Origin of the sequence: Streptomyces sp. R-07 (assembly GCF_049913175.1) — a bacterium.
Classification (GTDB): Bacteria; Actinomycetota; Actinomycetes; order Streptomycetales; family Streptomycetaceae; genus Streptomyces.
The window spans coordinates 8,586,737-8,613,230 of record NZ_CP183978.1 but is presented as its reverse complement, the minus strand read 5'-3'; the positions used below and the strand labels follow the sequence as shown (position 1 = coordinate 8,613,230).

The window sequence follows — 26,494 nt, the reverse complement described above, 5'->3', positions numbered from 1 at the left end:
GTCAGAATTCCAGATCGAGATAGTCGATGTCGTTAATGGCGACGTCCGAGAGTCCCGGCGCGCGGCCTCCGCCGTCCTGGAAATACACTTCCTTGAATCCCTCGGCGATGATCCCGCGCATCTGTTGGTCGCTCGCACCCGCGTCGCGGGCGTCGAACAGGCGCTGTGCGTAGGTCGCGGGGAGGTGGACGGTGAGGCGGCGGAAGCGGCCGTCGTCGGTCGTGCCGACCGGCGCGGTGTACCCGAAGCGGGCTCGGGTCTCCACCGTGATGCCGGTGGCCGCGGCGGCCTGCTTGCGCCGGCGCTTGCGGACCTGGGGCTGCCAGCGGGCCCGGACGGCCGCGTCGATCTTCGCGGCGACATCGGCGCGCGGGTGCTTGCGGGCGCCGCGCCGGTACCTGTTCACGGAGTCGGCGGTGACGCCGATCTCCTCGCCGATCTCCTTCGTGCTCAGGTACTTGAGCAGGAAGGAGATCCGGCCCTGGAGCGTCTTGGGCGGTTCCTTCGTGAAGTGCTCCCGGTCGGCGCGCTCCAGGGCGTCCTCGATCTCTCCCACGGTGGTTCAGCTCCCTTCGGGGGTCGGGTCCTGCCCGTCGGGGTCGACGAGCCGGAACCAGGTCTCGCGCGTCTCGCGCATGTCATGTCGCCACAACCCGAAGCGGGGGTCGGAACGGCGGGCGCGCAGGGAGAACTGCAGGGCCTCCAGGCGCGCCTCGAGGCGGTCGAGCGTCCGCTCCTGCTCGGCGCCGACCACCAGCGACGGCGTCTGGGCGGTGGTGGTCGCGGCGGCCACGGCCACGGCTACTCGCCCTCGTCCAGGACGGCGTCGCCGCCCTTGATGTGCCTGGCGGGGTTGAGGCCTTTCTCCATCAGGTCGACCGCCCAGAGCATCGACTGGACGCCCTCCAGCTTCGCCAGACCTGGCGTGGGCCCGAGGCGGAAGGCGCCGGGCTGCGGCTTGCCGGACGCGGCGTACGGGAGGAAGTTCAGCGGTGAGTCGCCCGGCGAGGGGTAGACGACGCAGTCGGACAGTACGGCGAGTGGGAACAGCCCGGTCATCTTCGCCATGTTGTTGAGCTTGCGGTGCATGTTGACCCGGGCCTTGCTGATGACGGCGGCGCGGATGTCGGGGCGCCAGGTCGGCCGCTCCAGGGCCGGCCACCGCTCGCCCTCCTTGTAGTTCTTGCCCTGCGGGCGCTCGCGGAGCTTGCCGACGCCGCCCTTCACCGTGGCCTTGATCGCGGACAGGACGGCGGACAGGGCCGGATCGACTTGCTTGTGCTGTTCCATCGCGGCGAGGAACTGGCGGTCGTCCAGGTCCCTTGTGACGCCGAGGTCGGCGAGGGTGTCGACGTACGCGTTCTTGAGACGGTCGTGCCACGGGTCCAGGTACGCGCCGGTCTCTCGGCGCAGGTACGCCTCGATCGGGTGCACGTCGTAGCCGAGCTCCTGGGCGTAGGCAATGGTGTGCGTCTGGTACCAGGCCGGGCCCGTCGGGCGGGTGCCGTCCGGCGTGAACGGCGACGGCAGGCGCGAGTCCAGCTCGATGTGAGACAGATCGACCAGCCAGGAACCGGGGATCTTAGGGTTGAACTTCGGGGCGTGGAAGTGGTCCGGGGCGGACAGGCCGACGACCAGGCGGGCCGCGGCGGCGAGGAAAGCGGTGTTGAGGTCGAGGCCGATCGCGAGGGGCAGCGTGCACTCCTCATCGGTGAGGGTCTCCACCGACCGCACCCACTGGTACGCCTCTTCGTTCAGGAACCCGCCGGTCCAGCCCGAGTTCACCACGACGGGGTGCTCCGGGGTGGCCTCCGGCGGCGCCGGGTCCATCGGCGCCGTCCCCAGCGAGCCCGGGTTGTAGCTGGACACCCAGTTTCCGGTCTCCGCGTCGCGTTCCGGCTTCGTCGGCGGGCGCAGCGCCGTCATCAGCTCCAGGCCGGAGACGGCCGTCGATCCGCGTGGGGTGATGACCCGCTGGGCGTACACACCGAGGACGCGGGCGATGTCGGCCGGCTCCATGTCGGAGACGCCGGGCCAGGACCGCTCATCGAGGGCGTCCCACGACAGGATCGCCAGCTGAACGCACTCCCGCTCCCGTCCCTGCGCCTTGCGGTAGATCCGCGCCCACGGGCCGAACCCGCGCTGCGTCAGTTGCCACTTCGCCTTCGCGACCTGCTTCACGACCGGGTGGTCCTCCGGCAGACGCAGGGAGCGGCGCTGCTCGTGGCCCTCCAGGCGCTCCGGCAGTCCGAGCCTCACGGCGGCCGCGGCGGTGAGCACGATCAGCGGGTCGCTGTCCTTGCCGTAGCGGTTGAGCTTCGGGGCACCGAAGCCGGACTCGCGCAGCGTCCACTCCACCAGCTCCACCACCGTGGTGGCCGGGCATTCCAGCACGATGCCGCCCGTGCCGTACGCGGAGCCGTCACCGTCCAGTACGGCGAGCGGGCCGTGGGGGAATCGCGGGTCCAGCGCGGGCGCGGCGGGCTTCTTCTCGACCGGGCGGCGCGACGTCGACGAGGGGCGTGCGGCCGGACGCTCTGGCGTGGTCGAAGCCTGTACCGGCGCGGTGGGCACCGACTCGGGGGCTTCGGGCGCGGCCGGGCCGGTGAACATGGTCGGCACCTGCGGCCGGGTCACTGCGGTCGAAGCCGGCGCGGCCGCGGGGGCCGTGCCGGTGGCGGGATACTTCGTCGCCCAGCCGCGCAGCAGTCGCTGGTATGCCGCCAGGCGTGACCCCGTCGGTTCACTGCGGCCGTTCTCCCAGTTCTTGATGCTCTGCGTCGACTTCAGCGCCAAGGCCTGCGCGAGGCGGACCTGGGTGATGCCGGCGGCCTCCCGCAGTCGGGCGCGTTCCGCCGGGGGCGGGAGCTGGGGCTCCTCCTCCAGCAGGGCGTCGATGTTCGAGAACAGCTCTTCCTCGGATGCCATTTGCCTCTACCTCCAGCCTGCACAGTAGCAGAGTTTATCCCTGCGATTAACTCGAACATTTAACCCGTTCGGAGTCTGTGGATGTGAAGCCAGGAGATCACGAAACGCGGGAACGGCCGGGCAAGAAAGGGCAGTTGGACGAGACGCCAGCGGCGGCGGTGCTGAGCGAGGAGAGCACCAGGACGCCCGCTCTGGTCGATTCGGTCGGCGACACCTACCGTCAGCTGATGAATCGACAGCTCACGGTCCAGGAGTCCCGCCACCGCCTGGCCCGTGCGATCTGCCACGGCGGCCGGGGCCAGATCCGCCAGGCATGGCGCGAGGGTCAGGAGGACCAGCTCGCAGTTGTGGTGCTGTGGAACACCCCCTACCTGGCTGCCACCGCCCGCGCCGCGTCGAGGGTTACGGCACCAAGACGAGGATGTGGCCCGCCTGTCTCCACTCAAAGACCGGCACATCAACTTCCTGGGCCCCTACCTGTTCAACATCAAAGCCAGCGGCCCCGGCCAGGGACTGCGTCCATTCCGGGACCCGGACGCTGTTGAGGACGCCGCGGACGACAACTGAACCACCTTGCCGGGCCACTCGTTGCGTACTGTAGCCATCTGACTGCAAGGTGGATTCTCTTGGCCGAGAAGAAGGAAGCGTCTACAGATAAGGCATCCCTATGACCACCAGGCCGGGCGGTGAAGTGTCCGAAGGGCCTGAGAAGCCCGAGGAGACTCTGACCCCCGGAACGCTGACGATCCGGTACGTCAACGACACCCCGCAGATCATGGTCAGCAACGGCACGGCCATCCCCGGCGAGATCGTCGTTGTCGACCCGCAGGGCAACCCCGTCGCCCGCTATCCCGGCAGCGTGCTGCCCGCTGGCGCCACGACCCGCCGCACCTAAGCTTGCTCTTTAAGGTTTCTGTCGCCTCCCGGCGCGGAGTTACCTATGGTCCAACCGCCGTTTGTCAGACCGCCTCGGTACGGTCGGCGTATGAGAGCTACTGCAACTTTCACCGTCAAAGCGTTCGTCCCGACTGAGCTGAAGCCCGAGCCTGCCGTGTCCACGGGGCTGCCGGTGGGTGTCGCGACGATGGAGAAACACTTCGAGGGAGAGGTCGTGGGGCGCGCGGCAACCCTGTTCACTGCCGCGTTCGACCAGTCGACCGGCGTCGGCACCTATGTGGCCATGGAGTCATTCGAAGGCTCGCTGCAGGGACGGGACGGGTCTTTCAACTTCGTGCACTCGGCGACAACATCCGGCAGCGACCGCACAGCGGAGTTCTTCACCATCGTGCCTTCAAGCGGCACCGGCGAGCTGGCCGGGATCTCCGGAGCCGGAGGCATGGCTGTTGACGCTGACGGCACGCATCGAATCTGGTTCGACTACCAACTCGACTAAAGGGCGGGTCTTGTCGGCCTCGAACTATGCTCCGAACATGATCGCCCGAATGAGAATTCCGGGGACGTGAACACGGCCCTCGTCTGATCCTGTGCTCCTGCCAAAGATGCGCCTGACCAGCACGAAGGCCGTGGGGGAATGAGTCTGCTGCAACCTGACATCCAACAGGAGCCGTTCGCGGTGGCGTCTCGCTTCCGAGATGACTTCTTCGACTGTCTGACCGCGCGCGGGGACACCTTGTTCGAGCTGACCGATGCGTTGCTGTGCGCGGACGGCCCGGTGACCACGCCGGTGGATCTCACGCTGACGGCCGAGCACCGGCGCGGACACGGCGCGATGTATGAAGCCTTGAACAGCGGGAACGTCGATGTGCCACGGTTGCGGCAGGCGCTGGCAGGGCTGCCGCAGCCCGAGGCCGCCGACGGGCGCCTGGTCCTGGCGGTGGAGGTCACCCACTGGCTCCGCCCCGACGCACCGACCAGTGCAGACCGCTTGTTCTGTCACGTATACGGCCGCAGCGGCCGGTCCTCGGACCAGTTCGTGCCCGGCTGGCCCTACTCGTTCATCGCCGCCCTGGAGTCGGGTCGGACCTCGTGGTGCCAGATCCTGGACGCCGTGCGGCTGGGGCCGGCCGACGATGTCGCCGAGACCACTGCGGCTCAAGTCCGCCGGGTAGTTGAGGATCTCATCGACATGGGCCGCTGGGAGGCGGGCGACCGCGACATCCTGATCGTCTTGGACGCCGGCTACGACGCTCCACGCATGGCCTACCTGCTGGAAGGACTGCCGGTGGAGGTCCTCGGGCGGATGCGCACGGACCGCGTGATGCGCAAGCCGGTCCCGGTGCCGTGGACCTCACCGCCGCAAGGCGGACGCCCGCCCAAGCACGGCAAGGAATTCCGCTTCGCCAAGCCGGACACCTGGGGCGAACCCAATGTCGCGACCGCGCAGGTCTCCGACCGCTACGGCACCGTCCGCGCCATGGCCTGGGACCGCATCCATCCTCGTCTGACCACCCGCTCCGCGTGGATCGATCACACCGGCGAACTCCCCGTCATTGAAGGCGCGTTGATCCGCCTGGAGGTCGACCGACTACCGGGCGGCCACGATCCACTTCCCGTCTGGCTGTGGACGTCGGCCACCAGCCTGACCGGCGAGGACGTCGACCTGCGCTGGCAGGCGTTCTTGCGCAGGTTCGACCTGGAGCACACCTTCCGGATGATCAAGCAGACCCTCGGCTGGACTCGCCCGAAGCTTCGCACGCCCGAGGCGGCTGACCGGTGGACGTGGCTGGTCGTCGTGGCCCACACCCAGCTCCGCCTCACCCGGCCGCTGGTCGCAGATCTCCGCCGCCCTTGGGAGAAGCCAGCCGAGCCCGGCCGACTCACCCCCGCCCGGGTCCGCCGAGGGTTCAGGAACCTCCGCCCGAAGCTGCCTTGTCCGGCTCGTGTGCCGAAACCCAACCGGCCCGGCCCCGGCAGGCCCCTTGGCTCGAAGAACCGGTACCACGCCACCCGCTATGACGTGGGCAAAACCGTCAGACGACCCGAGACCATCGCCGAACGTGACCAGGTCAGACCTTAAAGATCAAGCTAAGTCGAACCCGGCGTGCTCTATCCCCCGCCCCCCGCCGGCCTTGCCGCCATCCCCATGGGTGGCCAAGGTGGGGGCGGCCTGCTTGGGCTTGGCTAGGATCGGGCGCCGAAGTGGGCCGTTGTGTCCGGGGGGGCGTGGGCCTGATGCTCGCCTGGCTGGGGCGGTTCGCTGCGGCTCGCCGAAGCGCGGGCCCGGCGGCCTCGGCCGGCCTGGCGAGCAGGGCGATGCCGGACGCGGTGCACCACGATGAGCCGGCCAACGGATTCCGTGTACTGGAAGCGGCTCTGACGCTGCCGGTAACTACCTTGCGCTAACACTGGGGTCCCGAACATGTCCGGCACCTGGGACCGATGGCGCAGGACTGGTGGGACGCCTTCGGTGTCGGCCCTGCACTCCCTAAACTGGCACCAGACGACAAGTAGCTGAGAGTTACGACTGAGGGCCCGGGGTATTCCCGGGCCCTCAGTCGTGTCGGGTGGCGCACTCAGGTCACACGGCCTGGCCGGCGGGCGGAAGTTCGGTGTCGAGCCAGGTGATGAAGGCGAGAGTGGAGCCGTTGAAGTGTTTGCGGATGCAGGCCGCCAGCTCCGTCCCCCGTCAGCTCGAAGCAGCCACGCGGTAGGCGGATCCGAGCAGCGACTGTCAGGGGTCGCCTTGACCTGAAGCGCGATTGAGCTTCTAGCGTGTCCTCCAGTTGATCACCTGACGACGGGAGAAGGTACTCATGATTCTCGTAACGGGGGCCACCGGGAACGTAGGAAGTGCACTGCTGAAGGAGCTGCACGCGTGCGGTGCCGGGCCGCTGAGAGGGCTCACCCGTGACGCCGCGAAGGCCGTGTTCCCCGAAGGGGTCGAGGCCGTTGAAGGTAACTTCGCGGACACAGCTTCAGGGCGCCGCCTACACCATCACCTTCGCCGCCATCGCCATCGCCATCGCCATCGCCATCGCCAGACCGAACTTCACCCTGAAGGAACACGACAGCCCTTACCGGTTCACCGAGGCCCCGGTCGGTCCCTACGCCGCGAAGCCCTGAGCGAGCGGCCGGGCCCGTGCACGTCAGGCCGCGCCCGCGACCCCCCTGGACGGCTCACCAAGCAGGTCAGCGAGTTCTCAAACACGCCCTAGTCTTGCCGTTTAACCTCGTCGCGAGATGAGTCGGGCGAGCGACTCTGTGGGCCAACAGAGCCATGCGAGAAGAGGGCTGGTGACCACGAACCAGTGGACACTGATTCGGCCCTGCTGCTTGTCCAGGATCGCTGGGACGTCATCCCGGTAGACGTAGCGGAGGTATCGGCGACGGACCGGAGCACCGGCAATCAGCAGCACTGGTGAGGCGACAAGGATGGCCACGGGGACCAGGGCTCTCGTGGCGGTGAGCGACGCCTTCTCCTCGTATCGCATGTGCTCAGTGTGCTGATGCTCGATGTCGCCAGTCAGCTTGTCCTGCGGGGTTTGGTGCCGACGTTGTGGTGTCCGGTGCGGGTGTGGGACTCGCCGGTAGCGAGGACTCGTCCGACGTCGCAGAGGGTGGCGGGCGGCCTGTTCTTCGATCCGAGTGGTCAGCCGGGTCCGGGCCGAGTGGGTTTCGGTGCATGGGCTGGCGTGCCCGTCTTCACGTGCAGTCTGTTCGGTTCCGCCGCCTGCTCCAAGGGCCGGCGGAGATCCCGTGCGAGCGGCGACGAGTCGGAGGTGGGTGTGCGGCCAGGACGATCCAGGTCCAGCGGTCGGCCGCTTCGGAGTTCCGGAGCTTGGGGCGGGTCCAGCGTCTGCTTGAGCAGGCGGAAGGTGTGCTCCGCGTCGAACCGTCGAAGGAACGCCTGTCAGCATCGGTCGACGTCCTCGTGTTCCGCATCGATGGCCGACCGCCAGAGCACTTGTTCACCCCGCCCCTCGGCAGCTTCGCCACCGTCAACCGGATCACGGCGCCCTCGGTGATCGGCAAGGAGCCTTCGTGATCGCCCCAAGTCGCCCGGCGGGTCAGCCGGGGGTGTAGCCGATCCCATGCCTGCGCGGTCGCCGTTCCCTACCGGTCGGTGTCGGTCACCGTCACCACCGCCTCGCCCCAGGTCTCGGGGCGGCCGAAGACGAACTCACCGTCGCGTTTCGGCGGGCGACCGCCCTGCGGCGGACAGATCCACGGCACCGGCACACGCTTGCGCATCACCCGGTCCGACCGGAGCCGGCCCAGACCTCGACCGGCAGGTCAGCCAGCAGGTGGGCAGGGCGAGGAGCGTCGTAGCCAGCGTCCAGCACGACCAGGACGTCCGGATCACCCGCCTTCCACAACGCGGCCAACGAGGTCCGGCCCGTCTCCAGCGCCGCGACGATCGAATACGGCCAGCCTGGCACCATCTGGTGCTTTCCCAGACCTCGGCCGAAGGTATGACAGAACGAGCAGTCCGAACAGGTGTCAGCATCCGGACGCAGCCACGGGGACACGTCCACTGCCAGCGACAGGCGCCCGTCGGCAGCCCGCGGCAATGGCGCAACGGCCAGGGCCCGCCACAGCCGGGCGACGTCGATCTGGCCCCGGTTGATCCCGGAGTACAAGGCCCCGTGCCCGCGTCGGTGTTCCTGCGCGAGCGACAGGTCCGCCAAGATCCGGACCGGTCCGTCGGTGCACGGCAGAGCGTCACTCACGTCGAACAGGGCATCCGCCCGCGACGTCAAGCATGCGTACAAATCAAACCGGAACTCCGACAACTTCGACAAGGCTTCTCGCGTGCTCGACCAGTCCCACCATCCCGGCCTCCGTGCTGAATCAACCCTGAGCACAGGATCGGGTCCCGGTCTCTCGCACGTCCGGTGCACTGGGGAAACCCCCGACCAGTTCGATACCAGTTCGACGCCGGTGGTTAAACGGCAAGCGAGCCGTGATGGTGATCGCTCCGGGGTGCTGAGTGGCTGTACCGGCCGGGGTGGATCTTGCGGGGTCCAACGTCGAGTTGGAGGACGTGGACCCCATGCGAGCGACAACGTCGTCCGCGGCTGGACTGCGTGGCGTCCCGTTTCGAGGACATGGCGCCGGTTCGGCCTTTTCGGTGGTCTCGCCGTGGCCGTCATTGCGTGGGCTGGAACCGGGCGCCGACTACCGGACGGCAGGTCGGCTTCGAGTCGTGGTGGGAGAAGGGCCGCCCCTGCTCGTGGAGGCTGAGCCGGCCCGAGCAGCTGAAGGCCCGGTCGGACCCGGACGAAGCGACGCACCTCACCACGCGGAAGGGACCGGCATGACTCTCAGCCGAGGGGGTGGGTATCCACGTCCTCCAGTCGGACCCCCCGGCATGGGGTGGGGATGCCCGCACGGAACTACTCGGCCCACTCGGTGTCGAGGCGGCGCAACAGTTCAATCTGCTTGGCAAGCCAGGCTATCCGCGTGTCCCGGCCGGTGGGGAAGCTACCCCGTTGCCCGAGCTCCCAGCGCAGAGCCATGGAGAAGGTGGCGTCGAGGGCGACCCAGTGCAGGAGCTCGTCGAGGTTTCCGGTGGTACGGCGCTGAAGTTCCTGGCCACGCTCCACCACGACCCAGTGGAGGATCCCGTCGCGAACGTCTATGAAGGGGCCGGCGGCGTCCTGGGGGCTGAGGGCGACGAGGTCGTTCCTGCTCACGCCGTCGAGCCTGGCCGCCATGTCGCCTATGGCGGTCTGCACATTCCCCAGCCTTATCGTCGCAGAGACGATTATTCACATGGGCTTGCCTCTTCGGGTCCGGCGCAATGACCCGTGAGTCAACTGGAGACCTGCAGAAAACCCCGCACGCGGGACGTCACCGACCCGCAGCCGTCTGGCTCAATCCATTCCAGCAGGCCAACGCCACCCAGCCGACGAACTTCGTTGCGACAGGTCAGCCGGCACGACGGCGGCCAGGACTGCGTGGTGCCGCAGGCATTCTTTGAGGAGAGGGTGTACCGCGCGGCTGCGCCGGCAGGCGTGCGCTACACGGTCAGCCGCTACAGACCGGCGGTGATCACGGGGCGCAGAGTAGAGCCGTCGCGGTGATTCCTCATATTCAGCCGACTGAGGATGCGGCCGCTGAGTTCGGGGACGTGGCTGGCGCTCCCTACGGTGCGGTTGCCTGCCCGGCCCCAGCCGAGGACGTCCTCACGTCTTGGAGGTCTTCTGTTCGTCGTGTCCGCGCACCTGTTCAAGTGCTCAGCCAGGTGCGGAAGAACACGGTCACTGGTACGCCGACAGCCGGCCGCAAGCAAGCATTCCCTCGATCCCCCACCCGCCGGACGGTCAGGCCGGCACGCAGGACCGCACCTCGGGGTGGTCCGCACCCAGGCGGTCGAACAGTGTTCGCGGAGCGTCGCACAGATGCTGGCCGAAGAAGGCCCTCAGGTACGTGCGGGTGATCGCCATGGTGCGCAACCCCGAGGTGGCCGCCCCCAGCGGCATGCCGAGTTGGTCGGCGAGCAGGCCGAGATCGGTGAAGGACTGGTGCTTGGCGCCCGCCACCACCAGCCAGCGCTTCCAGCCGGTCAGTAGCGGCCAGTCTCGGGCCCAGGTGTCCGCGGCAGGCCCGTCGCCGGGAGAGTACTGGCCGTCCCGGCCGAGGAACAGGAACGGGCGGTACAGGCCGGTGTCCGGAATCAGCGGGTCGGTACTGCCGTCCACGTCGCTGCCGGCGCGGATGCGCTCGTCCGCCAGCATCGCCGCGATGGTGGCCGCGCCGCCCGCGGAATGTCCCGCCATGCCGATCCGGTCCGGGGCCAGAGCTGCCGCGCCCGCCCAGGGCGGGTTGCTGCCGAGCAGCTGGTCCAGCACGAAGGAGACGTCGCGGGCGCGCCCGGTCTTCACCTTGTGCCAGAACTCCGGGGTGCGCGGAAACCCGCGACCGAGGGCGAAGGCGGCCACCCTGCCGTCCGGAAAGGTGGTGGCCGCAGTCTCATAGGTGTGGTCGACCGCGACCGCTACATAACCGTGGCTGGCCAGGTCCTCGCCGATCGAGGTGAGCGTGGCGCGGGGCCGGGTGAAGCCGGGCGACAGAACGATCAGCGGGAGCTCCCGCAGCCCGGAATCGAGTGGGGCGTCCAGCAGCGCGTGGGTGCGCACCGAACTCAGCACGTCGGACCCGACTGCCACCTGCTGGCCGGCCAGGACCTCCGCCGATTCGGCCTGCGTCAGGTAACGGGCGCGTGGACCGGACAACCATGCTGCCGGGTACCAGACCGAGATCATCAGCTCGCGCGTCGACGCGTCCGCGACCCACGGGTCCCGGCGGGAGACATCCTCGAGGTACACCGACGTGGTACCGACTGGATGCGCCCCGGTCGGCGCCGGCAGGACGGGTATGGTCATACGGTGCATCGTCGTCGGCCACGCCCGGCTGCACCATCAGGGACATCCCCGATTTGTGAATCCGGGACACCCACGCAGAGCCTGCTCCGAACGGAAGCCGTCCGCTCGTACACCCGGCGCGACGCCCCGCCGCCGTACTCCAGTCGCACGGATCGTCCCCCCGGGCGAAACACCAGCCGGGTGAGGGGCGCGGTCACCGCGATGCCCTGGCCCCGGCAGGCCGGATGGGCGCCAGCCCCGGCTCCGCGCACGCTTCGATGGCACACGCGCAAACTTCGGCAGCACAGGACAGCTGCCCGGTTTCCCGTGCAGTGGCCGGGGCAATCGTGGCAGCCCGGCTCCACAGCGCGGCTGCGCCGGCAGGCGTGCGGTACACGGTCATGTGCTCCACGTCGGCGGTGCTCAGGGGGCGGGGGCGCAGGGTGGCACCTATCACCTCAGGCATGGTGATCATCTCCCGCGGGCTTTGCCTGGCGATTGCCTGAACATCGATCAATAATGTTTCGATCACGAGCGGTTGAAGCAGCGAGGGTGCCGAATCCCGTCGCGATGACATGGACCGCCCGTCAAGGGAGCGTGTCCGGGGGAAAGATGGTGCGGCCGTCCCTGACGGCCTCACACCTCGACTGGCGGCGCATGGCCGCGGTCGCCTCTACTAGTCCGCGATCCCGCAGCCGGGTCGGCAACCTGAGCCGCGCGGGCGGTCCAGGTGAAGGCGGCCGTGGCGTGCGGGCGTTGGGCCAGGGCGGTGGGCGGACGCCGCGTCGTCGGCGCGTCGAGCAGTGTCTTCGTGAACAACAGGGCAATGCCCGTTAGCTGCTGGGGAGTTGCCTGGTGCGCTGCGCTACGTTGAAGGTGTGACCGACATCGAATCGCGCATCGACACGTCCCGGCCCCACACCGCCCGGATATGGAACTACTGGACCGGCGGCAAGGACAACTACCCGGTCGACCGGGAAGCCGGGGACCGGATCCGGGATTTGCACCCCGGGATCGGGGAGTACGCGAAGGCCGACCGGCTGTTCCTCGGCCGGGCGGTTCGGTATCTGGCAGAGCAGCAGGGCATCCGGCAGTTCCTGGACATCGGGACGGGGCTGCCGAGCGCCGACAACACCCATGAGGTCGCCCAGCGCGTCGCCCCCGACGCCCGGGTCGTGTACGTGGACAACGACCCGCTCGTCCTGGCGCACGCCCGCGCTCTGCTGGTGGGGACGCCAGAGGGCCGCACCGACTACCTGGACGCGGACCTGCGCGACGTCGACACGATCCTGGCCGCCGCCGCGAAGACGCTCGACCTCTCGCAGCCGGTCGCGCTGATGCTGCTCGGGGTCGTCATCTTCGTCGAGGACGACGAGGAGTCGTACGCGATCGTCCGCCGGCTCATGGACGCCCTTGCCCCCGGCAGCCACCTCGTCCTGTCCCACACGGTCACGCACCCCGACATGCCGGACGTCGACGCGGCAGTGGCCTTCTGGAACGAGCACGGCACCCCGAAGCTCACCCAGCGGACCCCGGCCGGCGTCGCGCGCTACTTCGACGGCCTGGACCTGCTGGAGCCCGGCGTGGTGTCCTGCTCGGCGTGGCGGCCGCAGGCGCCGACACCGGACGTGGCGATGTACGCGGGCGTGGGCCGCAAGTAGAGGGCGGGTACGTAGGTGAACGCAATCACCTACGTCACCTCTGCGTGTGAGGGAGCCGCGCTCGCCGACCGAAACGCAGCTTCCAGGGGGTGAGGGCGGATTCGAGTTGTACGCCCAGGGTCATCTTCGACGCGCCCCGCTCGCGTTCCTCGAAGCGAATCGGTACTTCCGGGTCGAGGTGAACCCCCGCCGGACGGTGCGGTGGTTCATCTCGACCCGGAAGGAATAGCCGTTGCTGTGCACGGAGGTCAGGTCGATCACCCGCAGGGCCTCGGCCCGCCGCGCCCTGAATCCGGCGGTCGCGTCCTTCGCGCGCAGCCTCAGGATCGCGTTGACGTAGGCGTTCAACGCGGCTCGGTTCTCCGGCAACGCCTTGTTTTACGGGACGCAGTTCTCCGACGACACCCGGCTCGGCAGGGCACGGTTCGCGTGACGTCGCTCAGCCCTGACGGCCGGGCTCTCGCCACCGGCTGCATCGACTCGTCCGCGATGCTGTGGGACGTGGCCGCCGGGAAGTCCCGCACCACCCTGTGGGGGCACTTCGACGCAGTGTCCGCCGTGGCCTTCAGCCCGGACGGCCGCACCCTCGCCACCGGCAGCGCGGACCGGACGGCCCGGCTGTGGGAGGTCCGCCTCACCCGGCCGACGAAGCCATCGAGAAGATCTGCCGCACGGTCGGCCGCGACCTCACCCCGCGGAGCGCACGGCGTACCTGCCGGGGCGGTCCACCGGGCCCGTGTGCGACTGAGTGCCGCACCACGGTCCCGGGGCGGCGGAACGGGACGTCACGGTCACGCCCCGGGCGGGGAGCTCGGCTGCGACGGTACGGCCGACGTCGTGGGCGTCATGCGGACCGGCGGCCGTCCGGCACACCTTCAGGACGACCCGCGGGCGATCCGCAGCTCCGTCAGGAGCGCCTCGCCCGGGCCGAGGTCCGCCCAGGTGCCATGCCAGGTCAGGACGGCGAGCGCGCAGGTCGGGAACTTGGTCCGTACACGGTCCAGGGCCGTCCCGACCGAACCGCCCGCGAGCAGCGTGATCAGGTCCTCCAAGCCCGGGTTGTGCCCGACGATCAGCAAGGTGCCGACCTCGTCGGGCACGTCGTGGAGGACGTCGAGGAGGTCCTGTTCGTCCGCCCCGTACAGCCGCGGATCATGACGGGTCGCGACAGGGCGCTCCAGTTCAGCGGCGGCCAGGTCCCACGTCTCTCGGGCACGCCGGGCCGGGGAGCACAGCACCAGATCGGGCAGCCCGCCGGGCTCCGCCAGAAAGCGCCCGGCCACCGGTGCGTCGCGCAGGCCGCGCGGGCCGAGAGGGCGGTCCCGGTCGGGTACGCCCTCGGGCCAGGCGCTCTTGGCGTGTCTCAGGACGAACAGCCGGCGCGGCCCGGTGGCGCCGGACCCGGTGGACGCAGGAGTCCCGGCGGGATCGGGAGCCCCGGCGGGATCGGGAGTCCCGGCGGGATCGGGGGTCTCGGTGGGATCGGGGGTCTCGGTGGACGGTGGCACGTTCCTGAGCGTAGGGGGTGGGGCCGCCGTCGGCCATCGACGCTACGGATACGTCCGTACGTCGTCGTTGTAGTCGCGGGCCCGGTCCCGTACGAGCTCGGGCAGTGCGTCCGCCGCCAGGTCGGCGAGGGTCGTGCCCTCCAGGACCTGACGCAGGCTCGTCCGCACGGCACGCCACACGTCCGGCATGGAAGCCGCCGCGCCCTGGTACTCCAGGCCCGTCAGTTTCAGGTCGCGCACACTGACGAGCGGTCCGTCCATCGCTCTGATGACGTCGGCGAGGGTGATCTCCGCGGGCGGCCGGGTGAGGCTGTACCCACCATCGGGGCCGCGTACGCTCCGTACCAGGCGTCCCTGTCGCAACTCGCTGAGTACGACGAAGAGGAAGCGTACGGGGATGTCCTGGCGCCCGGCGATGTCCTCGGCCTTGAGGGGCCGGTCCGGGGAGCAGGCCAACTCGGCCATGGCCCGGATGGCGTAGTCCGTTCGTGCTGAGATCCTCACGCACTCAATGTCTCACGAGGGACGGGAACCTGACCTGCGGCGGCGTGTTCCGTACTCGTCAACGGCGATCCGGCGCGGCGCTGTTGTCCTGAAGCTGCATTGTCAGTCCACTTTGTTCATCGACATAGTGAACATTGGCCCTGCAGTGCCCGCCCCTGGTTCGGAGGTCTCCGTGGTGTCCGTGGTGCCTGTCGTCTCCCCGTCGTCCGCCGCGTCCTCCCCTCCGCGTCCGACCGTGGCCGTCGTCGGCGCGGGCGCGGCGGGGGCCCTCGTCGCCGTCCAACTGTGCGAAGCGGCGGCCCGGCGCCGTACCCCGCTCGATCTGGTCCTCGTCGACCCCGCGCCGGAGGCCGGGCGGGGCATCGCGTACGCCACCGAAGTCCCCGAGCACCGGCTCAACGTGCCCGTGGGCGGCATGAGCTGTTACCCGGACGACCCGGGCCACTTCCGGCGCTGGCTCTGCCAACACGGCGAACCCACCGTCACCGCGGCGGATTTCGCCCCCCGGTACCGCTACGGCTCGTATCTCGCCGACACGCTCGGGCGCGCCATCATCACGGCGCACGGCACGGTCTCCGTGCGGCGGCTGCGCACCAGGGCGACGGGGTGCACCGACGCGGCCGGTGGGCGGCTGGAGCTCCGGCTCGCCGACGGCGGCACGGTGACGGCGGACAGCGTGGTCCTCGCCACCGGGCCCGCGGCGGGCCGGGCGGCTTGGGCCCCGGCCGAGCTCGTCGCCTCCGAGCGGTTCATCGCCCGCCCCTGGGCGCCGGGGGCGCTCGACGCCGTGGGCGAGTCGGACGACATCCTCCTCGTCGGTACGGGTCTCACAGCGGTCGATCTCGCGCTCGTCCTCGACCGGCCCGGCCGTACGGTGCACGCCGTGTCCCGGAGTGGACTGCTCCCCCAGCCTCACGCGGTCGCCCCGCTGCCCCCCGTGGAGCCGCCGCCGGGCCTCGTCGGTCTTCCGTTCCACCGTCTCCGCAGGGAGCTGACGCGGCACTTCGCCGCCACGCGCCGTGTCCACGGCGACTGGCGGCCCGCACTCGACGGGCTGCGGCCCGAGATCGTACGGCTCTGGGAGGGCCTCACCGACGAGGAGCGGGCGGAGTTCCTCGGCCGCGACGCCACCCCGTGGAACGTCCACCGGCACCGGATGGCGCCGTCCACCGCCGAGACGGTCGCCCGGGCGCGCGCCGCCCGCAGACTCCGCGTCCACTCGGGCCGGGTCGCCACGGTGGCGCCCGGAGGGGACGGTGGCCTCGTCGTCTCCCTCGCCGACGGCGGTGTCCTGCGCGTGGCCTGGGTGGTGGACTGTACGGGGCCCGGGCTGCGGGCCGACGCCGGCTGTGACCCCTTGTGGAGCGGGCTGCTGGCCGACGGCCTCGCCGTACCCGGGCCGCTGGGCATCGGTGTGTCCACCGATGGGGGCCGGCTGGTCGCCGCCACGGGCCATCACGGGCGGCCGCTGTTCACGCTGGGCGCGCCTCGCCGCGGCGAGTTGTGGGAGACGACCGCGATCCCCGAGATCCGGAGCCAGGCCAAGGAGGTCGCCGAGGCCGTTCTCGCTCCGCTCGCCGGCACCCCCCGATCGGTTCGCCGTCGGCCCACCGACCAGTTCGGACTGCCGCTGTCCACCCATGCGGCAGCCGCCGCGTCGTTCCGCTGTGGGCTCGGCCGTGTGATCACCGTACGGGCGAAGGCAGCCGAGGCGTTCGCGCGGGCCACCGAACTGGACCCCGGGTTCGCCCTCGGGCACGCCGCGCTCGCCCTGCTCGGTCACGAGTGCGGGGCGGACGTCGACGTCGCGCGGGAGCTCGCGGATGCCCAGCGCAGTGTGCGGGAACGCGGGGACGAGCGGGAGAGGTCGTTCGTCGACTTCGCCACGCGGCGCGTCATGGCGCACGAGGCCCAGAAAGGCGGTGCGGGCACTGGTCTCGGAACGGGCAACGGTGACGCAGCGCTCTTGGAGCACCTCGGCCGTTTCCCCGCCGACGCGTTCGCGCTCGGCATCGCGGTCCCCACGATCGCCTTCTCCGGCGTCACGGACCTCGACGGCACCCTCGCCGTGGACTTGGTGGAGCGGACCGCCTCGCCCTACGAAGGGCACTGGTTCCACACCTCTCTGCTCTCCTTCGTCCGGCAGGAGCAGGGGCGGATCGAGGAGGCCGGGGAGCTCGCCCGGGCGGCACTGGGCGCGGAGCCCGCCTCCGGCCACGCCGTGCACGCCCTCACCCACGTCCACTACGAGTCCGGTGAGCACCGCGTCGGCCGGGACTGGCTCGACGGCTGGATCGGCGGCCAGGGGCGGGGGGCCGTACACCGGGCGCACTTCTCCTGGCACGTGGCGCTCCACGAACTGGCCCTCGACGACACCGCGGCCGTGCGCCGCCGGTGGTTCGCCCAGCTCGCCCCGGGCCAGGTGAACGGGGTGCGGGCGCTCGTCGACTCCGGGTCGTTGCTGTGGCGGGCCCGCATGTCCCGGAACTGGACCGGCCGCGTCCCGGTCGCCGGCGTGCTCGACGCGGTCGCCCGCGATCTGGTCGAACGCCCCGCGACCGCGTTCACTGCCCTGCACAGCGCCGTCGCGCTCACCGCCGCGGGCGACCTCCCCGCACTCCGCCGCCTGCGCACCCACGCGGCCGGCGCGGACCCGGTGCAGCGGGAGGTCATCGTCCCGCTGTGCGGGGCGCTGGAGGCGGTTCTGGAGCAGGAGTGGGCCACGGCGGTACGGGACCTTTCGGGACTGCTGCCCTCGCTGCACCGCGTGGGAGGCAGCGCTGCACAGCGCGAGGTCGTCGAGGAGACCCTGCTGTACGCGCTGGTGGAGGCGGGTCACAGCGACACCGCCCGTCAGCTCCTCGAACAGCGCCTCGATCGCCGGGCGTCGCCGCTCGACAGCCGGAGGCTGGCCGGGCTGCGCGGCTGACGGGGGGCCGGGTTGCGGGGCTGACGGAGGCCGGCACGTGCTGCGCGACTGACAGGGGCTGCACGACGTGCCCTCGTCGTCGCGGCGACCGGTCCGGCCGCCGTCTCCAGCCAGTCCACATGCGCAGGTGCGGGGCGAGATGCCCCGCGCTTGGAGGACCTTCGGGTGCGCGGTGACCTCGACCGGTCCGGGCGAGGTGACCACGGTGCGGGGTCGGTGGTCCCGTTGCGGATCACGAGACGTCGGCCGGCAGCAGAACGCGCCTCCGCGTCGACCCGGCCCTGGGCGAGCGCAGCGTAGAGCCCTGTGTGCCTGCGGCGGTGTTCGCCCACCAGCGACAGTTCGGTCAGTGACTCACCGGCCCGTTCCCGCACAGGACAGCGTCAGCGAGCTCGAACAGGGCATCGGGCGGGCGGTGAGACGGGAGCAGAACTTGCCCCGGAAGCATGACAGTTCGGCCGACGGCTCTCGCCGGGCATCGTGATGCAGCAGACTCATCCTCACGGCCAAAGACCAAACTAACGGGTGTCGTGCGGGGTGCGCCAGGCGAACCAGGTGGGGAAGGCTGCCACCAGGTCGGGGTCGCCGTCCAGATGGAGATGGCCGGCGCGGCGGGCGGCGGCGAGGGTGGTGGTGCCGGCGACGAGGCGGTGGGTCTCGGCGAGATCGGCGCCGACCCAGACGTCGACCTCGTAGCCGGGGTGCACCCGGCACGCGCTGACGTCGTCCCCGGAGCCCCGGCCCGACAGGACCAGCCAGGCCCGTTCGTCCGGCTCTTCCGCGAGCCGGAGCGCGAACTCGACGACCACGCGCCGCTCCGGGAGCGCCTCGGGCCGCACATACTGCCGCAGACGCCACAGCACCCACCCGGCGTCGAGCTGTTCGCGTGTGGGATCGCCGAAGGACCAGCGGCGGGCCCAGTCGCCGAGCTGCCACACCAAAGGCTCCAGCGCGGCGCCCGCCGGAGTCAGGCGGTACGCGGGGCGGCCGTCGTGGTCGGTCATGCGGGCGACCAGGCCGTGCGCGCCCATCCGGCGCAGCCGGGCGGACAGGAGGGTGCGGCTGATCCCGGGAAGCCCCCGGTGCAGGTCGTTGAACCGCTCGGAGCCCAGGAGCAGTTCGCGCAGCACGAGCAGGGTCCAACGGTCACCGACCGCCTCCACCCCGGCCGTCACGGGGCAGTACTCGATCCCCCGCCGTGTCTCGTGTCGCGTCCCTCGCCCCGTCACGTACCGTACCCCCGACCCCGTGCCCACTCCGGTCCAGATCTTGTACCGGCCCCCACAGGGCCGAGCATAGGACGCTCGGAGCATGACCAGCCCGAGCAACGCCACCTCCACCTGGGCCGCCGGGGACTACCCGGCCATGGCCGTCCACCTGCGCCCCGCCGCCGACCGGATCGTCACCGCCGCCGCGCCCGGACCCGGGACGACCGTCCTGGACGTCGGTACGGGCACGGGCAACGCCGCCCTCGCCGCCGCCCGCGCCGGCGCCGCCGTGACCGCCGTCGACCCGACCCCGGAACTCCTCGCGATCGCACGGCGCCGGGCGGGCGAGGAAGGGCTCGCGGTCGCCTTCGAGGAAGGCGACACCGACTGCCTCCCCGGCACCTACGACCGCGTCCTCAGTGCCTTCGGCGCCATGTACGCGCCCGACCACGCGCGGGCCGCCGCCGCCCTCGTCCGTGCCTGCGCGCCCGGCGGGCGGATCGTGTCCGCCGCGTGGACACCGGACGGGCTCATGGCCGCCGCGAACCGGGCAGCCGGCCCCTACCTGCCGACCCCACCGCCCGGCGGCCAGCCGCCCGTACGGTGGGGCGACGCGGCGTACGTACGCGCCCTGTTCGCCGGTCACGAGGTGTCTGTGACGACCGAGCGGGTGCCGTTCGCCTTCGCTTCACCAGATGCCGCCGCCGCGTTCTGGGTCCGCACCGCCGGGCACCTCCAGGCCGAGCGGTGCCGGCTGCTGGCCGACGGCTCCTGGCCGGCCCTGCACCAGGACCTCGCCGCCGTCTTCGCCGAGCACACGGCGGCCGACGGCACGGTCCGCGCGGACTCCGCCTACCTGCTCACGGTGGTCCGGCCCTGACGACGAGACGCACCCTGTCGGCAACGCTCGTGATCGGTCCACCAGCACACTCTGCGTCGCCCTTCAGGTGTCCCCTCTGCGCAGTCCGGGCCGCCTGGCAGCGCGCCGTTGCCCTGACATCAGCGCGCTCACGTGTTCCAGCGCGGCACATCTCCCGCATGCCCCTGAGAGCAGGTACTGGGGTGTACGGCGGAGCGGACCTGATAGTCGGTCCGGTCCGGTCCGGTCCGGTCCGGTCCGGTCCGCGGCGAGGGATGACGGGAAGATGGAGGACCACTGACGGGAGGGGCTATTCCGACCGTGCGCTATTCCCTTGGGCTGCCCCCGACGCGACGGCCCCTCCCGTTCGTCGAGCAGCTACTCGGTCGAAGTCCGTCGCGAAGCGGTCGCGCCTCGACGTCACCAAGGCCAGCACGCCAATGGTGATCAGCGACCAGCCGCCCGAGACCGGAACGAGCAGTGACACCGGGATCCCGAGTGTCAGCAGGATCCATCCGGTCTCCGCGGGCATCGCGCCCGTGGCGATCACGTATCGCCTGGTGAGGAGCCCGAGACCCAAGAGAGCCACTCCGCTGATCATGAACCACATCGCCGTCATGCGGGCATCGTGGTCATTGCTGACGGTATTCCAGAGTCCGTCGGAAATGACGCCACTCCACTGCGAGTACGAGGCGGTGAAGCCCACCATCATGTGCACCGCGGCGGCGGAGAGCATCAGGCGGGGAACCCAGAGGCGGAGACCCGCGGCGTTGGACTTACGGGATTCCGGGCGCACGGAGGTGTTCACGATGCGGTGTTCCTTTCCGGAGCGCTGGCTGACGAGCGTGCGCCCGCGCGTGTCATACCGATGGCCATCAGGTGGTGGAAGGGACGGATGACGTTGAAGTAGAGCGGCCCGGTCCAACGCTTGTACTTCACGATGGTGGCCATCTCGAACCTGGCGCGACCGCCTGCCGAGGGCGCCGTGACGATCACGAGATAGCCGGTCAGATGGGTGTCGGCTGACGCCAGGACGATGTACCGGTCGACAACGGCGTCAGTGACGGTGAAGAAGGCGACTTTGTCGCCGGGGCTGAAAGAGATCTCCTCGGGTCGCAGCGGCCGGCCGACCGGGACGTAGGAATCGCGCAGCCGCAGGAACTTGGCCAGGACCGTCCTGGCGCGGAACAACGCCCTCATCCAGCCGGGCTGCCAGCCCATGGCTCCCGCGACGAACTCCCGCAGGGTCGCTGCGGATTCGGCCGTCTTCACGTCGATGTGGTCGGCGCCGGAGAGTACGGAGGCCAGTTCGGGAGTGGCGTCGATGATGTTCATGAGGTGTGTCCTCCTTGATACGGCGGGAGCGAGGGAGTCAGGAGGCCGACTGATCCAGAAGCGGAAGCAGCAGCTCGTACATTCCACGCAGCTCTGATTTCGGGAGCGGGGGCATCAGGTGCTCCGCGCCGACCAGCATCAGGTAGAGCATCTTGGCCGTCTGATCCGGCCTGTCGTAGCCGGCCTGTTCGCACAGACCCCGCAGATATCCGATACGTGTTGCGTCCACACGCTCCTGCACCCGCGCCGCTTCCGGATCCTGTTTCGCCCAGGCCCGCATCGCGACCCCCAGCGGCAGGCCGGCGTCCTTGGTCGCTTCTGTCAGGAGCCTGCTCAACCTCTCCCGGGCTGGGAGAGATTCGATCACTTCCACCCCATCGATGATCGCCGTGGTGAACCTGGCCTCGAAGTGGCCGAGCAACCGGGTCCGATACTTCGGCATCGATCCGAAGTGGTGGTAGAAGGCGCCCTTCGACATGCTCATGCGCTCACACAGCCGCTCCAGCGTCACCGCCGGCGCGCCCTGCTCCGCCAGCAGCGCCAAGCCTTGCTCCAGCCACGCCGAACTCCCTGCGCTCACCTTGACTCCTCACGCCATACCAAAAGGTTTGGTATGGCACTCTAGCAAGGCGCGTTCGAGGCAAGGAAGGGGGTGAGTGCCCCGCAGGCGCGTACGAAGAGGGTGCTGACTCACCTGAAGCGTCGAATGCCAGGACGCGCCGGCACACGACCGATGCCGGGGACATCGGAATGGATCCAACACCTCGCTCTGACGGGGCGATTCGTGGGTGGAAGGCGCTCACTTCACTGGCGGGAGGGGGTCATTTCGACCGTGCACTGTTCCCCTTCTTCTCCGCTTGCCCGCCTCGTCCTCAGCGCGTGCGGCAAGGCTCTCGGCCCAAGTCGCGTCCGGCGTGGGCGACCCGACGGAGCGCGGTGTGGCGATGCATCCCCGTCACGTCGGCGAGGATCGGGCTCGGGAGATCGGCACCGAGGGCGGCCGGCGCTCCGTTGCGCGCGGTGCGAACCGGAATGCCGCACCGGTTGAGCTTCTGGGTCATGCCGTGCGTCGAGATCGACCTGCCCGGGCCCATGCCCGGGAAGAGCCACCGAGGGCCGGGCTGGACTCGCGAAAGCTGCGGCCTCAGTTCGGGCCGTTCGGCAAGGCGTCGAAGGAGCTGGGCACTTGGCGGCAACGGAAAGGGTAACCGCCCAGGACCAGGTGGGTCGAACAGCACAAGGACGTCCTCGCCGATGCCTACCAGGGGCTCCGGCTGGCGTGTGCCCGAGCTCCTCGACCGGGCCCGGGCCGCCGACGACCTTGTGGTTCGACTCGGTGAGCCGGGTCCCCCTCGGCCACTGGGCCGACCGCCGGATCACGCTCCTCGGAGACGCCGCCTCGTCGGTGTCCCTGTTCGGTGACGGCTCCGCCCTCGCCATGGCGGGCGCCCGTACGCTCGCCGAGGAGCCGGCCGCCGAACCCGCGGGCCACGAGGCGGCGTTCGCCCGCTACGAGGCCCGGCACCGCACGCTCGTCGGCCCCCGGCAGAACAACGTCGCCTCCGCAGGCGGTCGGCTCGGATCCGCCGGGCGGCCGCGGGCCGGTCCGCTACGCCGCCGCCAGCGCCAGGGTCGGTGACTGGCGGGCGGCGCGGACCGCCGGGTACAGGCCCGCCACCGTGCCGATCGCGAGGGTTGCGACGAAGCCGGCCCCGGCCGCCCAGGGCGGGACCACCCACGGCAGTCCGCCCGTGGACGCGTACACGGCCGTCGCCGCCGCGCCCAGGGCCACGCCGGCGATGCCGCCGAGGCCCGACAGCATCAGGGACTCCGTCACGAACTGGATCCGGATCTGGCCTCGCGTCGCGCCGAGCGAGCGGCGCAGCCCGATCTCGTGACGCCGCTCCAGGACCGAGATGATCATGGTGTTGGCGACGCCGACACCGCCCACGAGCAGGGCGATCCCGCCGAGCCCGAGGAGCAGCGTGGAGAACGCGCCCTCCGTCGCCGCCTTCGCCTTGAGTACCTCGGAAGGGTCGCTCACGGACACGTTCTGCGGGTTCTGCGGGTCGATCGTCGGAGCGAGGAGCCGCTGGACCTGCCGGACGGAGGCGTCCGTGGACTGCTCGTACACTGCGGTCGGATGTCCGTCGAAGCCGAGCAGCCGCTGGGCACTCTCCCAGCCGACCAGCGCCGAGCGCTCGATCTCGGGGGCGAGCGGCAGGGGGTCGAGGATGCCGACGACGGTGAAGTACCGGTCGTCGATCCAGACCTGCCGGCCAGGCCGGTCGATGCCCAGCCGTTCCGCGGCGACGTGCCCGAGCACCACGGAGGGGTAGCGGCCGTTGGCGGCGTTCAGCCAGGTGCCGGACGCCGTCGTGCCGCGCAGCACGTCGAGCAGCCCCACGGTCGCCGCCTTCACGGCGATGCCGCCGGTCTCCGCTTCCGGGATCATCTGCGAGCGCCGTACCGTGCGTCGGAGGTCCCCGCTCGCGCCGGCCTCCTCCACGCCCTCGATGCGGCCGACCATGCCGACGGCGTCCTTGGGCAGCTTCACCTCCTGTCCGCTGAACATCCCCTCTCCGGGCCTGGCGACCAGCATGTTCGTGCCGAGGCCGTCGAGCCGCTGGAGCAACTGCGCCTGGCTGGAGGCCGAGATGCCCACGACCGCGATCATCGTGGCGATGCCGATGGCGATCCCGAGCGCTGACAGCACCACCCGCACGGGCCGGCTGCGAAGCCCGGCCGAGCCGACGTGCAGGACGTCGCGCGGGGCGAGCCGGCGGGCTTTGAGTGCGACGGCTTGCCGGTCGGCCGCCTGATACGTCCTCCGCTTGCGCCTGCCGGGCATCAGACCACGACCTTTCCCTGGGCGGAGTCCGCGACGACCTTGCCGTCGCGGATCCGGACCGTTCTCGGCAGGCGCTGCGCGATCTCGGTGTCGTGGGTGATGACCGCGATCGTCGCGCCCTCCTGGTGGAGGGTGTGCAGCAGTTCCATGACCGCCTCGCCCGACGCCGTGTCCAGAGCGCCGGTCGGCTCGTCGGCGAGCAGCAGGTCGGGCTGTCCGACGACCGCGCGGGCGATGGCGACGCGCTGCTTCTGACCGCCGGACAGCTCGTGCGGCCGGTGCCCCATACGGTCGGCGAGGCCGACCCGGGCCAGTGCCTCGGCGGCCAGCTTGCGGCGGCGGGCCCGGGGCAGGCCGGAGTAGAGCAGTCCCTCGGCGACGTTGTCCACGGCGGTGACGCCCGGGGACAGGTGGAAGGCCTGGAAGACGAAGCCGATGTGGCGGGCGCGCAGGGCGGAGAGCCGCCGGTCGGTGAGAGCGGCGACGTCGTGACCGGCGATCGCGACCGTGCCGGCGGTCGGCCGGTCGAGGGTGCCGACGATGTGGAGCAGGGTTGACTTGCCGGAGCCTGAGGGGCCGACGATGCCGACGAGTTCGCCCTCGCCGATCGTGAGGCCGACGCCGTCGAGTGCGCGGACGCCTCCTGCGTACTCCTTGACGACGCCTCTGAGCTCGACGACGGGCACCCGGGAGGGGGCAGCACGGTGGACCGGGCCCTGGGTCGGGCCGGGGTCCTCGATGGATTGCACGGTGCCGGTCATCAGGACGGCACCCCGACCTTCATGCCTTCGCGCAGCCCGTCGCCGCTGATCTCGACCCTGCCCTGTGCGAACATGCCCAGTTCGACCCTGACGTCCCTCGCCGCTCCGTTCTCGACGACCTGGACGCCGAATCCGCCGTCGGGGAGGGCGAGCAGGGCGTTGACGGGTACGGAGAGGACGTCCTGGCGGGTCTGGCCGGTGAGCTCGACGGTGACCGGGGACTGGTCGACGCCCTCGGCCTCGGCCGGGTCGTCGAAGGAGACCGTGATGTCGATCTTCGGGGTCTTGTCCTGCGGATCGTCACCCGCCGTCGCGGTCTTGCCGACCGCCGACACCTTCCCCGGCAGCCGCGTGCCGTCCGGAAGCGTGACCTGGACCCGGGTCCCGGTCTTCGCCGATCCGGCCTCCGAGGCCGACAGCCTGAAGCTCACGACCCGCTCGGAGCCGGTCACCGTGAGGACCGGGGAGCCGGGTGTCACGCGGTCTCCGGGAGCGATCCGGTCCCCGCCGCCCGAGCCCGTACCGGAATCGGAGCCCGCTTCCTTGACCCGTACCGCGCTGCCCGCGAAGACGATCCGGTCCGGGCCCATGCTGCCGGTCTGCTTCAGGTCGTGGGACTTCTGCCAGCGCTTGACCGCCGCGGCGGTCTTCGCCGTGTACTGCTCGTCGACGTCGAAGCCGGTGTACCCGAGGGCGGCGAGGTTCTCCTCCAGCTGCCGTACGTCCTTGCCCTTGTCGCCGGTCTTGAGGGTCCGGTACATGGGCTCGGCCCCGTACATCAGCCGGACGGCCTCGCCGTCGACCTCGAAGAGCCGCTCGTCCCGCTTCACGACGGAGCCGGACGGGGCGAGCCAGGTGAGGGTGCCGCCGGGGCCGCCCGCGTTGATCTTCCGTTCCCCTAGGTGGCCGAGCGTGCCGTCCTGCTGGGAGCTGTCGGCGAGGTCGCCCCGGGTGACGGGAGCCGTGGCGGGCGGCAGCCCCTTGGCGTCGGCGCGGCCGGGCGAGGGCTTCTCCGGGGCCGCCAGGGCGGTGACGGCGACGCCGCCGCCCGCGATGGCGACGACCGTGAGGAGGGCGAGCCCGAGTCGGCGCCGCCCCAGCGGCCGCCGCTCGCCCGTCCGCGGGTCCGCTGCCCCGCCGCTCATCGGGCGACGCCTTCGCACGCCTTGGCAGCCTTCTCGAACTTCTCCTTCTGCGCGCCCTGCGGTATGGGCATGGCCTGCTGTGCTCCGCCGTCGAACTTCGGGTCGGGCATGTTGAAGCCGTTCTCGCGCATGCACTTCGCGTACGCGAGGGCCTTGTCCTTGTCGGCCTGTGTCGGCTCCTTGCCGAACCCGGCGCCGCCGGCCTTGCTCGCGCACGCCTTGAACGCCTTCTCCATCTTCTCCTTCGACATGCCGTCGCCGCCGATGGTGAGTCCCACGCCGTTCTCGCCCGGCTTGGGCTCGGGCACGTCGAGACCGTGTTCACGCAGGCACTTGCGGTGCTCGAAGGCCTGGTCGGCCTTCTTGCCCTCCTCGTTCACGCTCCCGTCGTTCCCGCCCGGGGCAGAGCCCGAGCAGGCGGTGGCGAAGAGGGCGAGGGCCGCGGCCAGGGAGGGGGCGGCGGCCGTCCGGATGATCCGTCGAATCGTCATGCCGGAGACGGTGCCGCGGAGGGATGTTTCGCTTCTCTCAACGGTTT

Annotated in this window: 24 protein-coding genes and 4 pseudogenes; 11 read left to right on the top strand and 17 right to left on the bottom strand. The window is 70.5% G+C overall.

Annotated elements, in window-relative coordinates:
* Position 1 precedes the first annotated feature (1 nt).
* From tpg to tap, 3 genes are read right to left on the bottom strand one after another with little or no spacing between them, the layout of a single operon-like run.
* The gene (tpg, locus tag ACN9M0_RS39360) at positions 2-556 is read right to left on the bottom strand and encodes a telomere-protecting terminal protein Tpg (protein ID WP_366041002.1); all 555 of its coding nucleotides are present in this window, start codon (positions 554-556) and stop codon (positions 2-4) included.
* 6 nt (positions 557-562) lie between these two features.
* The gene (locus ACN9M0_RS39355) at positions 563-799 is read right to left on the bottom strand and encodes a hypothetical protein (RefSeq protein ID WP_426405244.1); all 237 of its coding nucleotides are present in this window, start codon (positions 797-799) and stop codon (positions 563-565) included.
* A gap of 2 nt (positions 800-801) precedes the next feature.
* A complete protein-coding gene (gene tap / locus ACN9M0_RS39350; protein WP_426405243.1) occupies positions 802-2,928 on the bottom strand; it encodes a telomere-associated protein Tap in 2,127 nt (708 codons plus the stop codon).
* Between the two features lie 188 nt (positions 2,929-3,116).
* Here tap and ACN9M0_RS39345 point away from each other — a divergent pair.
* The 6 genes and pseudogenes from ACN9M0_RS39345 to ACN9M0_RS39320 form a co-directional block, all read left to right on the top strand.
* Positions 3,117-3,495 (top strand): annotated as a pseudogene (locus ACN9M0_RS39345) (Tn3 family transposase); the annotation flags it as partial.
* Positions 3,496-3,595: 100 nt separating this feature from the next.
* On the top strand, positions 3,596-3,823 hold the full coding sequence (locus ACN9M0_RS39340; protein WP_426405242.1) for a hypothetical protein: 228 nt from the start codon (positions 3,596-3,598) through the stop codon (positions 3,821-3,823).
* A gap of 90 nt (positions 3,824-3,913) precedes the next feature.
* Positions 3,914-4,321: a DUF3224 domain-containing protein gene (locus ACN9M0_RS39335; protein WP_366041006.1), complete on the top strand. Its 408-nt coding sequence runs from the start codon at positions 3,914-3,916 to the stop codon at positions 4,319-4,321.
* Between the two features lie 138 nt (positions 4,322-4,459).
* Positions 4,460-5,905: an NF041680 family putative transposase gene (locus ACN9M0_RS39330; protein WP_399701954.1), complete on the top strand. Its 1,446-nt coding sequence runs from the start codon at positions 4,460-4,462 to the stop codon at positions 5,903-5,905.
* A gap of 736 nt (positions 5,906-6,641) precedes the next feature.
* A pseudogene (locus tag ACN9M0_RS39325) lies at positions 6,642-6,806 on the top strand (NAD(P)H-binding protein); the annotation flags it as partial.
* Complete coding sequence (locus ACN9M0_RS39320; protein WP_426405410.1) at positions 6,778-6,951, top strand: hypothetical protein; 174 nt, start codon at positions 6,778-6,780, stop codon at positions 6,949-6,951. The pseudogene ACN9M0_RS39325 and the gene ACN9M0_RS39320, both read left to right, overlap by 29 nt.
* A 400-nt stretch (positions 6,952-7,351) precedes the next feature.
* Here ACN9M0_RS39320 and ACN9M0_RS39315 read toward each other — a convergent pair.
* The 3 genes and pseudogenes from ACN9M0_RS39315 to ACN9M0_RS39305 all read right to left on the bottom strand — a co-directional run bounded on the left by ACN9M0_RS39315 (position 7,352) and on the right by ACN9M0_RS39305 (position 11,216).
* Positions 7,352-8,630: pseudogene (locus ACN9M0_RS39315) on the bottom strand (transposase).
* A 594-nt stretch (positions 8,631-9,224) separates the two neighbouring features.
* Positions 9,225-9,566 (bottom strand): Imm63 family immunity protein, encoded by a 342-nt coding sequence (locus ACN9M0_RS39310; protein WP_426405241.1) that lies wholly within the window; start codon positions 9,564-9,566, stop codon positions 9,225-9,227.
* A gap of 588 nt (positions 9,567-10,154) precedes the next feature.
* Complete coding sequence (locus ACN9M0_RS39305) at positions 10,155-11,216, bottom strand: alpha/beta hydrolase family protein (RefSeq protein ID WP_426405240.1); 1,062 nt, start codon at positions 11,214-11,216, stop codon at positions 10,155-10,157.
* A gap of 857 nt (positions 11,217-12,073) precedes the next feature.
* Between ACN9M0_RS39305 and ACN9M0_RS39300 the strand changes: the two genes are divergently transcribed.
* A complete protein-coding gene (locus ACN9M0_RS39300) occupies positions 12,074-12,856 on the top strand; it encodes an SAM-dependent methyltransferase (RefSeq protein WP_426405239.1) in 783 nt (260 codons plus the stop codon).
* 120 nt (positions 12,857-12,976) lie between these two features.
* Here the strand turns inward: ACN9M0_RS39300 and ACN9M0_RS39295 are convergent, their stop codons facing one another.
* Complete coding sequence (locus ACN9M0_RS39295; RefSeq protein ID WP_399701962.1) at positions 12,977-13,225, bottom strand: hypothetical protein; 249 nt, start codon at positions 13,223-13,225, stop codon at positions 12,977-12,979.
* Positions 13,226-13,285: 60 nt separating this feature from the next.
* Between ACN9M0_RS39295 and ACN9M0_RS39290 the strand changes: the two are divergent.
* A pseudogene (locus tag ACN9M0_RS39290) lies at positions 13,286-13,468 on the top strand (WD40 repeat domain-containing protein); the annotation flags it as partial.
* A gap of 263 nt (positions 13,469-13,731) precedes the next feature.
* Here the strand turns inward: ACN9M0_RS39290 and ACN9M0_RS39285 are convergent.
* Positions 13,732-14,232, bottom strand: coding sequence for a SixA phosphatase family protein (locus tag ACN9M0_RS39285; protein WP_426405401.1), 501 nt, complete (start codon positions 14,230-14,232; stop codon positions 13,732-13,734).
* A gap of 174 nt (positions 14,233-14,406) precedes the next feature.
* Positions 14,407-14,868 carry an RrF2 family transcriptional regulator gene (locus tag ACN9M0_RS39280; RefSeq protein WP_366041012.1) on the bottom strand — a complete coding sequence of 154 codons (462 nt, stop codon included), beginning with the start codon at positions 14,866-14,868 and terminating at the stop codon, positions 14,407-14,409.
* 235 nt (positions 14,869-15,103) lie between these two features.
* Between ACN9M0_RS39280 and ACN9M0_RS39275 the strand changes: the two genes are divergently transcribed.
* Positions 15,104-17,797, top strand: a complete 2,694-nt coding sequence (locus tag ACN9M0_RS39275; RefSeq protein WP_426405400.1) for an FAD/NAD(P)-binding protein — start codon at positions 15,104-15,106, stop codon at positions 17,795-17,797.
* 518 nt (positions 17,798-18,315) lie between these two features.
* On the opposite strand, the gene ACN9M0_RS39270 is transcribed toward ACN9M0_RS39275, so the two are convergent.
* Positions 18,316-18,972 (bottom strand): winged helix-turn-helix transcriptional regulator, encoded by a 657-nt coding sequence (locus tag ACN9M0_RS39270; protein WP_366041013.1) that lies wholly within the window; start codon positions 18,970-18,972, stop codon positions 18,316-18,318.
* 136 nt (positions 18,973-19,108) lie between these two features.
* Here ACN9M0_RS39270 and ACN9M0_RS39265 point away from each other — a divergent pair, with 136 nt between their 5' ends.
* The gene (locus ACN9M0_RS39265) at positions 19,109-19,885 is read left to right on the top strand and encodes a class I SAM-dependent methyltransferase (protein WP_366041014.1); all 777 of its coding nucleotides are present in this window, start codon (positions 19,109-19,111) and stop codon (positions 19,883-19,885) included.
* A 289-nt stretch (positions 19,886-20,174) separates the two neighbouring features.
* On the opposite strand, the gene ACN9M0_RS39260 is transcribed toward ACN9M0_RS39265, so the two are convergent.
* The 3 genes from ACN9M0_RS39260 to ACN9M0_RS39250 are packed head-to-tail and all read right to left on the bottom strand — an operon-like array spanning position 20,175 to position 21,779.
* Positions 20,175-20,672 carry a DUF6463 family protein gene (locus ACN9M0_RS39260; RefSeq protein ID WP_366041015.1) on the bottom strand — a complete coding sequence of 166 codons (498 nt, stop codon included), beginning with the start codon at positions 20,670-20,672 and terminating at the stop codon, positions 20,175-20,177.
* The gene (locus tag ACN9M0_RS39255) at positions 20,669-21,199 is read right to left on the bottom strand and encodes a DUF2867 domain-containing protein (RefSeq protein ID WP_366041016.1); all 531 of its coding nucleotides are present in this window, start codon (positions 21,197-21,199) and stop codon (positions 20,669-20,671) included. The genes ACN9M0_RS39260 and ACN9M0_RS39255 overlap by 4 nt, the downstream gene beginning before the upstream one ends.
* Before the next feature lie 37 nt (positions 21,200-21,236).
* The gene (locus ACN9M0_RS39250) at positions 21,237-21,779 is read right to left on the bottom strand and encodes a TetR/AcrR family transcriptional regulator (RefSeq protein ID WP_366041017.1); all 543 of its coding nucleotides are present in this window, start codon (positions 21,777-21,779) and stop codon (positions 21,237-21,239) included.
* Between the two features lie 756 nt (positions 21,780-22,535).
* Between ACN9M0_RS39250 and ACN9M0_RS39245 the strand changes: the two genes are divergently transcribed.
* Entirely contained in the window at positions 22,536-22,838 is a 303-nt protein-coding gene (locus ACN9M0_RS39245) for a hypothetical protein (protein WP_426405238.1), read from the top strand.
* Here the strand turns inward: ACN9M0_RS39245 and ACN9M0_RS39240 are convergent.
* The 4 genes from ACN9M0_RS39240 to ACN9M0_RS39225 are packed head-to-tail and all read right to left on the bottom strand — an operon-like array spanning position 22,809 to position 26,447.
* A complete protein-coding gene (locus ACN9M0_RS39240) occupies positions 22,809-24,050 on the bottom strand; it encodes an ABC transporter permease (RefSeq protein WP_426405237.1) in 1,242 nt (413 codons plus the stop codon). The two genes, ACN9M0_RS39245 and ACN9M0_RS39240, sit on opposite strands and share 30 nt — an antisense overlap.
* Positions 24,050-24,814, bottom strand: coding sequence for an ABC transporter ATP-binding protein (locus ACN9M0_RS39235; protein ID WP_426405399.1), 765 nt, complete (start codon positions 24,812-24,814; stop codon positions 24,050-24,052). The genes ACN9M0_RS39240 and ACN9M0_RS39235 overlap by 1 nt, the downstream gene beginning before the upstream one ends.
* Positions 24,811-25,956 (bottom strand): peptidoglycan-binding protein, encoded by a 1,146-nt coding sequence (locus tag ACN9M0_RS39230; protein ID WP_426405236.1) that lies wholly within the window; start codon positions 25,954-25,956, stop codon positions 24,811-24,813. Before ACN9M0_RS39230 ends, ACN9M0_RS39235 begins: the two co-directional genes overlap by 4 nt.
* The gene (locus tag ACN9M0_RS39225) at positions 25,953-26,447 is read right to left on the bottom strand and encodes a hypothetical protein (RefSeq protein WP_366041022.1); all 495 of its coding nucleotides are present in this window, start codon (positions 26,445-26,447) and stop codon (positions 25,953-25,955) included. Before ACN9M0_RS39225 ends, ACN9M0_RS39230 begins: the two co-directional genes overlap by 4 nt.
* Positions 26,448-26,494 lie beyond the last annotated feature (47 nt).